Here is an 11,857-nt window from a genome sequence, read left to right on the forward strand (position 1 = left end):
CCCGGCCGATCCATGCCCGCACCCGCCGGCGCGCCCCTCACGTGCGCCGGCATCCCGAGTCCTGGAGAGATGTTTGATGCCCCCGGTACCGCGGCCCCGTCGCGAGTGGCACTCGTTGCCCTTCCCGCTGGCGCTGCTGGAGATCAGGAAGCAGCGGGAGCTGCTGCGCGCGCACAATCTGCACGACACCTTCGGCGCCGGCGGGGAGCGCCCGCGCAAGCCGACGCCCGAGCTGCTGCCGTACCGCAGCTACGACGGGTCCGGCTATGACCCGGACGATGTCGACATGGGGAAGGCGGGCACCCGCTTCGACCGCAACTGCGCGCTGCCGGAGACCTTCCCGGACCCCGAGGACGACGGTCTGTTCGCCCCCAGCCCGCGCGAGGTCAGCAGGCGGCTGCTGGCGCGCCGCGCGGGCTTCCGCCCGGCGCCCACGCTCAACATGCTGGCCGCGGCCTGGATCCAGTTCCAGAACCACGGGTGGTTCAGCCACGGCGACAACAAGACCGACGAGCCGCTGGAGGTCCCGCTCGCCGCGGACGACGACTGGCCGCGCTGCCCGATGACGGTGCGCCGCTCGCGCCCCGACCCGGTCGCCCACACCGGCGGGGACCGCCCGCCGACGTACGAGAACACCGTCACGCACTGGTGGGACGGCTCGCAGATCTACGGGTCGAGCGAAGCGCAGTGCCGGTCCCTGCGCACCGGCGAGGGCGGCAAACTCCTCGTCGAGAAGGGCCGGTTGCCCGACGAGACCACGGAGGGTCTCTCCGGCATCGACGCCACCGGCTTCAACGACAACTACTGGGTCGGGCTGTCCCTGCTGCACACGCTTTTCGCCAAGGAGCACAACGCGATCTGTGACCGCGTCGCCGCCGCCCACCCCACCTGGGGCGACGAGCGGCTGTTCCACACCGCGAGGCTCGTCAACACCGCCGTCATGGCGAAGATCCACACGGTGGAGTGGACCCCGGCGATGATCGACCAGCGGGTGACCCGGGCGGCGATGCACCTCAATTGGTACGGGGTGCTGCCCGCCCGGCTGCGCCGCAACGTACGGCGGTTCGGCAAGGGCGAGGCGCTCTTCGGCATCCTCGGCGGCCCGACCGACCACCACACCGCCCCGTTCTCCATGACCGAGGAGTTCGTCAGCTCCTACCGGCTGCATCCGCTGATCCGCGACGAGTACGAGATCCGCTCCCACCGCACGGGCGAGCTCATCGAACGGACGGGGTTCGATCCGCTCCAGGCACTGGCCACCCGGGAGGCGGTGGACCGCTGGGGCTGGTCCGACCTGCTCTACTCCTTCGGCACCATGAACCCCGGGGCCATCACCCTGCACAATCACCCCGACTGTCTGCGGGACCTCGCCCGGATCTCCGGGGAGCACGTCGACGTCGGCACGGTGGACGTCCTGCGCGACCGCGAGCGGGGCGTCCCGCGCTACGCCGCCTTCCGTACGGCGCTGCACCGTCCGCCGGTGACCTCCTTCGAGGACCTCACCGGCGGGAACGCGGGGCTGGCGGCCGAGCTGCGGGAGGTCTACGACGGGCGGCTGGACCGGGTCGACACGATGATCGGCATGTACGCCGAACGCAAGCCCAGGGGCTTCGCGTTCAGCGACACCGCGTTCCGGGTGTTCGTGCTGATGGCGTCCCGGCGGCTGAAGAGCGACCGCTTCTTCACCTCCGACTACCGGCCGGAGGTCTACACCGCCGAGGGCCTGGAGTGGATCGACCGCACCGGCATGTGCGACGTCCTGCTGCGCCACCACCCGGAGCTCGCCCCGGCACTGGAGGGGGCACGGAACGCCTTCGCGCCCTGGACGGCGCTGCGGCCGAAGCCGCGGGGGGTGAACCGGTGAGCCGGAACCACCGCGAGGAACAGGACGGAGCCGCCGGAGCGAACGGCTCCGACGGCCCGGGCGGAGCCGCCGACGGCATCTCCTTCGCCGGGATCGCGCCCTGGTCGCAGCCCGTGCACGCCCAGGCGGGCCGGCTGCGGGAGCAGGCGGCCCGGCTCCGGGAGGGCGCGGCGGCGGTGTCGCTGCCCGGCGCCGAGGGTGCCGCCCTGCGGCGGCGGATCCTCGGGCACGCGGCGCGCGCCGAGTCGGCGGCACGCTCGCTGGACCGGACGGCCGACGCCCTGTTCGCCCACGAGGCGGTGCTCACCGCGCTCACCACGCGCCGACGGGAAACGGGAGGTGCGACGCACCTCGGGTGACGGACGGCCTCGCTGTGCTCTGTCCTCAATCGCCGGACGGGCTCGCTCTGAGCCCGTCCGGCGATTGAGGACGCGCCCGAAGGGCGCAGGGCACACCGCCGACCGGCCTAGGCGTCGACGAGCATGCCCTCAGCCGGGCGCGGCATCCGCTTCGCGTACCAGCGGTCGCCGCGCTGCTCGGCCATGCCGTACGCGGCGAGCCCGTTGACGTGCTTGAGGACGGTGCGCGCCTGGTAGCCCACGGCCGCGCACAGTTCGTCGACGGACGCCCCCTCGACGCCGGACGCCCGCAGCCCCTCCCAGGTGCGGGCCTCGTGCCGGCCGAGGTCCGGCGTCGTGGCGGGGACCACCGCGCGCGGCTCGGCACGGGGTTCAGCGCGGGGCTCGGCACGCGACTCGGCACGGGGTTCGGCACGCGACCGTCCCGGGCGGGACGAGCCGACCGGGCGGGGGGTGCGGTTGACCTTGCGGTGTCTACGGCCCTTCTGGCGTTTGCTCATGGCTGATCCACTGCTCCCGTCCTGCTGGCGGCTCCTGCTGTCTGAAGGCGTCAACTCGGCCCGGCGCCGCCCGGTTACGGTAATTCCGCCAGGTGTGCGAAAAATGACGCACAGTAATGCTTCGAGCCCAGGCTTCCCGGCATACCGGATATGTGACGCTGGGGGCGTGCGCATATTGATAGTCGAGGACGAGGTGGGGCTCGCCGACTCGCTGCGGCGGGGGCTGGGCGCCGAGGGGCACTGGGTGGACGTCGTCCACGACGGGCAGCGCGGGCTGGAGTCGGCGCTGTCCGGGGCGTACGACGCCATCGTGCTCGATGTGATGCTGCCGGGCCTGAGCGGCTACGAGATCTGCGCGCGGCTGCGCAGGCTCGGCCAGTGGACGCCGGTGCTGATGCTCACCGCGAAGGACGGCGAGTACGACGAGGCCGAGGGGCTCGACGCGGGAGCGGACGACTATCTCTCCAAGCCGTTCTCGTTCGTCGTGCTGCTGGCCCGGCTGCGGGCCCTGGGCCGCCGCCGGGGCGCCGGGGCCACCACCCTTCAGGCCGGGGACCTCGTCCTGGACATCGCCGGGCGGCTCTGCCGCCGCGGCGATCAGGAGATCGAGCTGACCGCGCGCGAGCTGTCGGTGCTGCGCTACCTGATGGCGAGCGCGGGGCAGGCGGTGGCCAAGCGGGACATTCTCGACGAGGTGTGGGACTCCCCCGCCGAGACCGACCCGAACATCGTGGAGGTCTACGTCTCCTCGCTGCGCAAGAAGATCGACGCCCCCTTCGGCCGCCACGCGATCGTGACCGTCCACGGCACGGGCTACCGGCTCGCGCCCGACGGCGGCTGATCCATGAGCCTCCCCACGCCCCGGCGGGGCCGCGCGCGGCTGTGGCCCCGTACGGTCCGGGGCCGGTCCGCGGCGGCTGCGGCGCTGGCCATGGCGCTGGTCCTCGCGGGCGGCGGCGGCTGGCTGTATGTGATCCTGCGCGCCAATCTGCTGGACAACGCCAACGGCCGCACGGAGCTCGCCGCCCGCGAGGTGGCGGCCCTGGCGGACGCCGGACCGCTGCCGACCCTGCTGCCCGCGCCCCGGTCGGGCGTCGACGTGGTCCTCGTCCTCGATCCGCGCGGCAAGGTGGTCGCCACCAGCCGGCCCTCGGCCGAGCCCCTGGCCCGCGCCTTCGCGGACCTGCGCCCGCAGCCGGGGCAGGACGCCGCCTCGAAGGTCCTGTGCTGCTCCCGGGCCATGGGCGGGGAGCGCGGCGACGTCGTCGTGGTCCGGGCGACACCGGTGCCGGGCGAGGAGCGCTACGTCTACGCGCTGACCGTGCTCAACGACGTGGACGACGCCACGCACGCCATCGCGCTCGGCCTGCTCGGCGGCGCCCCGCCGCTCATCGCCCTCGCCGCCGCCATCGCCTGGGCGGTGACCGGGCTGGCGCTGCGGCCGGTCACCGCGATCCGCACCGAGCTGGCCGCCGTCACCGCCAGCGAGCTGGGCCGACGGGTGCCGGACCCGGCGGGCGGGGACGAGGTGGCGGCGCTGGCCCGTACCGTCAACGCCACCCTGGACCGGCTGGAGCAGGCGGTCGCCCGGCAGCGGCAGTTCGTCGCCGACGCCTCCCACGAGCTGCGCAACCCCGTCGCCGCGGTGCGCTCACAGCTGGAGGTCGCGCTGGCCGCCGCGGCCCGGCCCGACCACCGGGCGGACTTCCCGGAGGGCCGTGGCCCGGACCGGGCGACCGACTGCCCGGCGGGCGGTGCCGTCACATGCCCGACGGGCGATGCCGTGCGGGCCGCCCTGGCCGACACCGTACGGCTGCAGCACGTCGCCGCGGACCTGCTGCTCCTCGCCCGGCTCGACGCCCGGCTGCCGACCGGGACCGGTGAGCCGGTGGACCTGGCGCTGCTGGCCGCCGAGGAGGCCGCCCGGCGGCCGGCGACCCGCGTACCGCTGACGGTGACCGCCGCCCTGCCGACGCCGATGCGCGGCCGGACCGGGCAGCTGGAGCGGCTGCTGGCCAACCTCGTGGACAACGCGCTGCGCCACGCGTCCTCGCGCGTGGAGGTGAGCGCGTTCCTCGACCAGGCGGCGGGGCAGGCGGTGCTGGAGGTCGCGGACGACGGCCCGGGGATCGCCGCGGACCAGCGGGAGCGGGTCTTCGAACGCTTCGTCCGGCTGGACGCCGCGCGGGACCGGGAGAGCGGCGGCAGCGGCCTCGGGCTGGCCATCGCCCGGGAGATCGCGCACGCCCACGGCGGAAGCCTGGTGGTGGCCGCCGGGGGCGGCGGGGCACGGCTGGTGGCCCGCTTCCCACTGCCGGACGGGCATCCGGGACAGCAGCCGGGGAAGCGGTCCGAGAGGCGGCCGGGGGCCCTGTGATCCGGCCTGCGCACGGCCCACGCGCACACGATCCGGACAACGCAGCGGTTCCTGAAGGAACGTTCAGGACCCTCAGGTTTCCTTCAGGGCGTGCCGTCCATGATTCATGAGTGTGACCGTGGATTCCGTACGCGTCGGGGACAGCGACGACAGCCGGGCCCCCGAGGTGCCGTCCGCGGCACCACGACGGCGCCGCCGCAGCGAGGCACTGCTGCTGGCCTTCGCCGTCCTCATCAGCTGCTTCGGCTATGTCAGCACGGGGCTGTCCCTCGACGGGACCGTCCCGGAGGGCTTCGTCGGGTTCGCCGTCAGCATGGCCGCCCTGGCCCTGGTACCGCATCTGGCGGTGCGCCGCTACGCCCCGTACGCCGATCCGCTGATCCTGCCCCTGGCGACGCTGCTCTCCGGCTTCGGGCTGGTGCTGCTGTACCGGCTGGACCCCGCGTACCGGGCGGCGTACGCATCCGAACCGACCGCCCCGGGCCAGCTCATGTGGTCCGTCATCGGGGTCGCCGTCTGTGTCGGCGTGCTGCTGGTGCTGCGGGACCACCGCCGGTTGCAGCGCTACATCTACGTCCTGATGGCCGTGGCGCTGGTGCTCCTGATGGCACCGGCGTTCTTCCCCGGCGACACCTACGGCGCCAAGCGGTGGATCCTGCTGGGGCCGCTGTCGCTGCAGCCCGGCGAGTTCGTCAAGACCATGATCGCGGTGTTCTTCGCGGGCTATCTGGTCACCCACCGGGACGCCCTGGCGCTCACCGGCCACCGGGTCCTCGGGGTGCGGCTGCCGCCGGGACGGCAGCTCGGACCGATCCTGGGCGTCTGGGCGCTGAGCCTGCTGGTGCTGATCTTCGAGCGTGACCTCGGCACCTCGCTGATCTTCTTCGGGCTGTTCGTGGTGATGCTCTACACCGCCACCGAGCGCCTCAGCTGGGTGCTGGTCGGCCTGTCGATGGCCGTGGTGGGAGCCGGCGTCGTGGGCTCGACCGAACCGCACGTCAAGGGGCGCATCGTCGCCTGGCAGCACCCGTTCGCGGTGTACCTGCCGAAGGACCGGCAGCCGCCGGGCACGGGTTCCGACCAGCTCGCCCAGGCCCTCTTCGGCTTCGGAAGCGGCGGCGTCACCGGCACCGGCCTGGGCCGGGGCCACCCCGAGCTCATCGGCTTCGCGGGCCGCAGCGACTTCATCCTCACCACGGTCGGGGAGGAACTCGGGCTCGCCGGGACGATGGCGGTGATCCTGCTCTACGCGCTGCTCGTCCAGCGCGGACTGAGCGTGGCGCTGCGCTCGCACGACCGGTTCGGCAAGCTGCTGGCGGTGGGGCTCGCGGCGGCGCTGGCGCTCCAGGTCTTCGTGGTGGCGGGCGGTGTCATGGGCCTCATCCCGCTCACCGGCAAGGCGCTGCCGTTCCTCGCCAAGGGCGGCTCGTCCCTCGTCGCGAACTGGCTGATGGTGGCCCTGCTGATCAGAATCAGCGACGGCGCCGGGCGGGACCGGGAAGCGGCCGGCGCTCCCGCTTGAGGCCAGGGGGTCCGTTCGCCCGTGTCCACCGGGATCCGGGAGGCGCCCGGTCGGCGCACGTCGCAGGATGAACGCATGCTTCTTGTCGATATCGCCCGGGTGTCAGCACAGGTGGCGGCGACCAGTGCGCGGTCGGCCAAGATCTCCCTGCTGGCGGAGCTGTTCCGCAAGGCCGAGCCCGACGAGGCACCGATCGTCATTCCGTACCTGGCCGGCCGGCTGCCGCAGCGCAGGATCGGCGTCGGCTGGAGCACCCTGCGCAACGCCGCCGCCCCGGCGGACGCCCCGACCCTGACCGTCCTGGAGGTGAACGCGGCCCTCACCCGGATCGCGGGCGTCACGGGCAAGGGCGCGCAGGGCGAACGCAAACGGCTGGTGAACGCGCTGATGGGCGCGGCCACAGCCGAGGAGCAGCGCTTCCTGCTGGGGCTGATCGGCGGTGAGCTGCGGCAGGGCGCCCTGGACGCGCTGGCCGTGGAGGGGCTGGCGGCGGCGACGGGCGCGGCCCCGGCAGACGTCCGGCGGGCGGTGATGCTGGGCGGTTCCCTCGGCACGGTCGCCCGGGCGCTGCTGGCCGAAGGGCCCGAGGCGCTGGCGGACTTCCGGCTGGAGGTGGGACGGCCGGTGCAGCCGATGCTCGCGCACAGCGCCAAGGACGTGGACGAGGCACTGGACCGGCTCGGGCCGTGCGCGGTGGAGGAGAAGCTGGACGGCATCCGGGTGCAGGTGCACCGGGACGGTGAAGAGGTGCGGGTCTACACCCGCACCCTGGACGAGATCACCGAGCGGCTGCCCGAACTGGCCCGCGTGGCCCGGGAGCTGCCGGTGTCCCGGGCCGTGCTGGACGGCGAACTCATCGCCCTGGACGTGACGGGCCGCCCGCGCCCGTTCCAGGAGACCGCCGGCCGGGTCGGCTCCCGGACGGACGTGGCGGGAGCGGCGGTCACGGTGCCGCTCTCACCGGTCTTCTTCGACCTGCTGGCGGTCGACGGCCGGGATCTGCTGGAACTGCCGACGGCCGAGCGGCACGCGGAGCTGGCACGGGTGGTGCCCGAGCCACTGCGCGTCCGACGGCTGGTGGTCGCCGACCCGACGGACGCCGGGGCCCGCGCGGCGGCGCGGGAGTTCGCGGCCGAGGTGTTGCGGCGCGGCCACGAGGGGGTGGTGGCCAAGGCGCTGGACGCGCGGTACAGCGCGGGCCGGCGCGGTGCTTCCTGGCTGAAGGTGAAGCCGGTGCACACTCTGGACCTGGTGGTACTGGCCGCCGAGTGGGGCCACGGACGACGGACCGGCAAGCTGTCGAATCTGCATCTGGGAGCGCGGCGGGCGGACGGTTCGTTCGCCATGCTCGGCAAGACCTTCAAGGGGCTGACGGACGTGCTGCTGGCCTGGCAGACCGAGCGGCTCCGGGAGCTGGCGGTCTCCGACGACGGCTTCGTGGTGACCGTGCGGCCGGAGCTGGTGGTGGAGATCGCCTTCGACGGCGTCCAGCGGTCCACCCGGTACCCGGAGGGGGTGACCCTGCGGTTCGCGCGGGTGCTGCGGTACCGGGAGGACAAGACGGCGGAGGAGGCGGACACGGTCGAGAGCGTGCTGGGCCTGACGTTGTCAGCCGATGCCGCCGATTCGGTTGATTCGGTCGACCTCACCGATCCCGCTGGTCCCGCCGATTCCGCCGGCTGAGGTCACCGGTTGACGTCGGCGGGGCACAGACGTCGCGGCTTCTTGTCGTCGCGCAGCTTCGCGTCGACGCAGCCGCCGGGCAGCCCGTCGTAAGCCTTGGTGCCGAAGTTGGCGGTGACGGTGAGGGTGCCGCCACCGAAGACGGTGCGCTGGACGGTGCGGTCGGCGTTCAGGGTACGGAAGTCGGTCATGGCCTGAGTGCCGGCCGCCTCGTGCAGGGGCTTGAAGTACTTCTGCAGTGCGGCGAGTTCACTGCCGCGCTCCTGGATGGACTTGCCGTCGAGGACGAAGTTGAGCGGGGTGTTGTAGAGCATCGCCAGCAGGGCGCGGGTGGTCTTCTGCTGCGGGAGCTTGTCGTAGGACAGCTCCCAGCGCTCGGTGTTGACGAGGGAGTCGTGCAGCGCGGTCTCGAACAGCGGGACGCGGTAGGCGGGGTCGTACATGGCCTTGGCGACATCGGCGGGGAGCTCGGCGGGCTTGAAGAAGATCCCCGGGGCCTTGGCGGGGGTGTAGCCGCCCCACTTCTCCTTGTCCTTCTGTGCCTTCCACAGCCCGTCGGCGACGGGGGTGCCGGATCCGTGGTCGAAGGCCAGCACCTGGTTGGACCACGCGCCCGCGGACTCGGAACCGAGGACGAGGCGGCCCTTGCCGGACAGCCGCTCCATCCGGGCGAGCCGGTTGGCACGGTCACGGGCCTGGTCCATGGGGTGGGCGTCGCTGTGGTCGCGGAACAGCTCACCGGCGGCGTCGACGTCGAGGAAGTAGCTGTCGGCACCGTTGGCGGTCATCTTCTTGGTGCGGTCGGCGAGGTAGTGCCGGGTGGGCTCGGCCTTCTCGAACGCCTCGGAGCTGAGGTAGCAGCCGCGGTCGTGGAAGCCGGGCACGGGCTTGCCGTCGGCGCCCTGGACACAGAAGTCCGGATAGACCTTGTCGGGCCAGACGGAGGTGGGGGCGTCGGAGGCCTTGGGGTCCTGGCCGTTGGCGAAGGAGTCGTACGGCCCGACGAGGTACCCGGCCTTCTTCGCGGCGGCGACGGCGGCGGCGTCCATGGGCGTGTCGTCGGCGTCGTAGCCGAGCCACATCCGGTCCACGCCGAGCGCCCGCAGCTTCTTCACGCCCTCGGCGGTACGGGCGTCGCCCCATGTGTAGGCGTGAAAGGCACCGAGCAGCTTCTTGGTGGCCGGCACCGCGTCGATCTTGGCACGCAGACTGCCGAGCTGCCCGTGCTGCTCGAGCCAGGCACGGTAGTCGACGGCGGGCGCGACGGGGGAACCGTCGGTGAGGGCGAAGGTGACGGTGTAGTCGGTGGTGCCCTCGCCGCGGGAGAAACGGTGAGTGGCGGTGGTACGCAGCCGCCCGTGCTCGGAGGTCGAACGCAGGGAGGTCCCGATGTCGGTGGGCACCAGATAACTGACACCCCGGCCACCGAGGGTGTGCCCCCACAACGGCATGGTCAGCGCCGAGGACACATCGAGCTCACTGTTGACGAGCTGCGCCCGGTCGGAGTTCCAGAACGCGTCGCCCACGGGTATGGACAGCCCTTCGCCACGCGGCAGTTGCACGGCGGAGGCGGCCCGGTCGGTCCCGGTGACAGGCCAGCTCAGCGTGCGGTCGGCGGCACCGGTGGACTTGACGGAGACGACGAGCCGCCCTCGGTCGGAACGGGCGGTAACGGCCAGCCCGCTGCCGGGGTACGTCCACCGGGCGCCGTCGGCGGTGACGGCCACCTTCCCGGGCTTCCCGGGAGCGGTGGCGGCGGGTGCGGAGAGCTCGACCTCTCCCTTGCCCGTGCGCGCCGTCACGCGGAGCGTCGTCGTGTCGACGGTGGCGGTGCCGCCCCGGATGGGGAGGTCGACGAGGTGACCACCATGGACACGGGCGGATTGCGGGGCGCTGGGGGCGGTTTGCTGCATGGTGGCCTGCGCGGAGTCGGCGAGGGTGACGCACGGGAGGGTAGCCGCGAGGGCCACGGCGGCGGCGCGGACGGTGCGGGCGGTCCGGCGGGAGGTGATGAAGTGCATGAGGAGTTAATAACGAACGGGATTAAGAGACTTCTAAGACGCGGCGGTGAGCGCGGGAGAGGGGCTTCCGTCGTGCCGCCCCAGGTAGAAGCAGACAGTCAGGTCTTACGCTGCGCACCCAACCCCTTCCTGATCCGCTGCCAGGGATGCCGTCTGCCCCCCGCTGCCGAACCCGTCACCGGCCTGGCCGAGGAGTTGAAGCTCAGCCACCAGACGATCGGCTTCCTTTCGGGCCGGCGCCAGTAGCGGATCCTCCTCGTAGGCGTGCGGTCCGACGATCTTCGACAGGAAGAACAGCGACATCAGCTTGCCGTCCCGGCTCTCCAAGTCCGCGCGCCTCTCCTGGCGGACGCGGTCCGCCAGTGCCGGGACGGCCAGCGCGTTGCCCCACAGCGTTGTCGCGTCCAAGCCGCGGGGCGCCATGCCCCAGTCCTCCCAGTCGACGATGGTGAACTTCGACCCCATCACGTTGGCCCAGGTCAGATCGGCGTGAGCCGGTGTCCACCGCTCGACCCGCGCGTCGGTCACGCCCGGGAAGACCTCCCCGAGCATCCGCGTCACCAGCTCCTGCGTGATCGTCACCGTGTCCGGTGTCGCGATCCGTGGTGTCTGGCTGTTCGGCGAGGGCGTCCAGTGAGGCGTTCAGCGCCTCCCACCACGCATCCGGCAGGCCCGGGCCCTTGAGCAGCAAGGCGCCGTTGGCGACCGGCGGTACAGCGATCAGCTCCAGCTCGTCCGCACGCCACATCACCGGCTCGCCGGGCTCCCGCCATGCCACGCCCCGGTACCACTCGGGCATCGCGACACCTCGCAGCACCGCAGCGGCCTCAGTCCCGTTCCAGCCCTGCGGGCCGATCCGTTCGAACCCCCGCCGCTCGATACGCACCCACGTGCCCTGCTCCGTACGGCCGCCCAAGGAACGGCGCTTGCGTACCAGCGTCTGTCGGTCCAAGCGCACACGCAGGGCTTCCTCCACGCGCTCCACCACGTCTTCGACCGGCTGGCGGCGCAGATCCACTCGGGCAGCGACGGGCAGGGATGCGGTCATCACGACCTCCTTGGCGCCCCGGCCCGGATCACTGGGTGGAGATCTTGTGGACGGCCGTGTCGTCCGGGTCCAGCCGTCGCCCGTCCGCGGACAGCACTTCCAGTGCGCGGAGGCGATGTCCCTGCTGGCGATCGACCAACTGTGAGTGGGGTTCGCCGGGGGCGAAGAAGTTCTGTTCGCCCCACTGCCGCAGGGCCACGATGACGGGGAAGAGCGCCTTGCCCTTCGGAGTCAGGACGTACTCGCGGTAGGCGCTGCCGTCCGAGGCGGGGACGGATTCGAGGACGCCGCCGGCGACCAAGGTGCGCAGACGCGCGGTGAGGATGTTCTTCGCCACGCCGAGGCTGCGCTGGAACTCCCCGAAGCGCCGGCTTCCGTCGAAGGCGTCCCGCACGATCAGCAGGGACCACCAGTCGCCGATCGCGTCCACCGACCGGGCGACGGGACATTCGCTGTCGTCGAAGCGCGTCCTGGTCACCATGG

The 11,857-nt window shown here is 72.5% G+C and carries 9 protein-coding genes and 1 pseudogene; 6 read left to right on the plus strand and 4 right to left on the minus strand.

Annotated features, from left to right (window positions below):
- The first annotated feature begins 76 nt into the window (after positions 1–76).
- Both AB8O64_RS06570 and AB8O64_RS06575 read left to right on the plus strand, forming a co-directional pair.
- Entirely contained in the window at positions 77–1,864 is a 1,788-nt protein-coding gene (locus AB8O64_RS06570) for a peroxidase family protein (RefSeq protein WP_370418317.1), read from the plus strand.
- Positions 1,861–2,223 carry a hypothetical protein gene (locus AB8O64_RS06575; RefSeq protein WP_370418319.1) on the plus strand — a complete coding sequence of 121 codons (363 nt, stop codon included), beginning with the start codon at positions 1,861–1,863 and terminating at the stop codon, positions 2,221–2,223. Before AB8O64_RS06570 ends, AB8O64_RS06575 begins: the two co-directional genes overlap by 4 nt.
- A 107-nt stretch (positions 2,224–2,330) precedes the next feature.
- On the opposite strand, the gene AB8O64_RS06580 is transcribed toward AB8O64_RS06575, so the two are convergent.
- On the minus strand, positions 2,331–2,723 hold the full coding sequence (locus tag AB8O64_RS06580; protein ID WP_370418321.1) for a hypothetical protein: 393 nt from the start codon (positions 2,721–2,723) through the stop codon (positions 2,331–2,333).
- A 166-nt stretch (positions 2,724–2,889) separates the two neighbouring features.
- On the opposite strand from AB8O64_RS06580, the gene AB8O64_RS06585 reads away from it, so the two are divergent.
- The 4 genes from AB8O64_RS06585 (at position 2,890) to AB8O64_RS06600 (ending at position 8,305) form a co-directional block, all read left to right on the plus strand.
- Positions 2,890–3,564: a response regulator transcription factor gene (locus AB8O64_RS06585; RefSeq protein WP_370418323.1), complete on the plus strand. Its 675-nt coding sequence runs from the start codon at positions 2,890–2,892 to the stop codon at positions 3,562–3,564.
- A 3-nt stretch (positions 3,565–3,567) separates the two neighbouring features.
- Positions 3,568–5,100 carry a sensor histidine kinase gene (locus AB8O64_RS06590; protein ID WP_370418325.1) on the plus strand — a complete coding sequence of 511 codons (1,533 nt, stop codon included), beginning with the start codon at positions 3,568–3,570 and terminating at the stop codon, positions 5,098–5,100.
- Positions 5,101–5,206: 106 nt separating this feature from the next.
- Positions 5,207–6,622: an FtsW/RodA/SpoVE family cell cycle protein gene (locus AB8O64_RS06595; protein WP_370418327.1), complete on the plus strand. Its 1,416-nt coding sequence runs from the start codon at positions 5,207–5,209 to the stop codon at positions 6,620–6,622.
- A 75-nt stretch (positions 6,623–6,697) separates the two neighbouring features.
- Positions 6,698–8,305 (plus strand): ATP-dependent DNA ligase, encoded by a 1,608-nt coding sequence (locus tag AB8O64_RS06600; RefSeq protein ID WP_370418329.1) that lies wholly within the window; start codon positions 6,698–6,700, stop codon positions 8,303–8,305.
- Positions 8,306–8,307: 2 nt separating this feature from the next.
- Here the strand turns inward: AB8O64_RS06600 and AB8O64_RS06605 are convergent, their stop codons facing one another.
- From AB8O64_RS06605 to AB8O64_RS06615, 3 genes and pseudogenes are all read right to left on the minus strand, one after another.
- Positions 8,308–10,326 (minus strand): glycoside hydrolase, encoded by a 2,019-nt coding sequence (locus tag AB8O64_RS06605; protein ID WP_370418330.1) that lies wholly within the window; start codon positions 10,324–10,326, stop codon positions 8,308–8,310.
- Between the two features lie 195 nt (positions 10,327–10,521).
- Positions 10,522–11,374 (minus strand): annotated as a pseudogene (locus tag AB8O64_RS06610) (hypothetical protein); the annotation flags it as partial.
- A gap of 28 nt (positions 11,375–11,402) precedes the next feature.
- Positions 11,403–11,855, minus strand: coding sequence for a winged helix-turn-helix transcriptional regulator (locus AB8O64_RS06615; protein ID WP_370418332.1), 453 nt, complete (start codon positions 11,853–11,855; stop codon positions 11,403–11,405).
- Positions 11,856–11,857: the final 2 nt, after the last annotated feature.

Origin of the sequence: Streptomyces sp. QH1-20, from assembly GCF_041283565.1 — a bacterium.
Taxonomy (GTDB): Bacteria; Actinomycetota; Actinomycetes; order Streptomycetales; family Streptomycetaceae; genus Streptomyces; species Streptomyces syringius.

Excerpts from the sequence above, each read along its gene's own strand:
- AB8O64_RS06570 (WP_370418317.1), top strand. The coding sequence starts at position 77 with ATGCCCCCGGTACCGCGGCCCCGTCGCGAGTGGCACTCGTTGCCCTTC.
- AB8O64_RS06580 (WP_370418321.1), bottom strand. The coding sequence starts at position 2,723 with ATGAGCAAACGCCAGAAGGGCCGTAGACACCGCAAGGTCAACCGCACC.
- AB8O64_RS06590 (WP_370418325.1), top strand. The coding sequence starts at position 3,568 with ATGAGCCTCCCCACGCCCCGGCGGGGCCGCGCGCGGCTGTGGCCCCGT.
- AB8O64_RS06595 (WP_370418327.1), top strand. The coding sequence starts at position 5,207 with ATGAGTGTGACCGTGGATTCCGTACGCGTCGGGGACAGCGACGACAGC.
- AB8O64_RS06600 (WP_370418329.1), top strand. The coding sequence starts at position 6,698 with ATGCTTCTTGTCGATATCGCCCGGGTGTCAGCACAGGTGGCGGCGACC.
- AB8O64_RS06605 (WP_370418330.1), bottom strand. The coding sequence starts at position 10,326 with ATGCACTTCATCACCTCCCGCCGGACCGCCCGCACCGTCCGCGCCGCC.
- AB8O64_RS06615 (WP_370418332.1), bottom strand. The coding sequence starts at position 11,855 with ATGGTGACCAGGACGCGCTTCGACGACAGCGAATGTCCCGTCGCCCGG.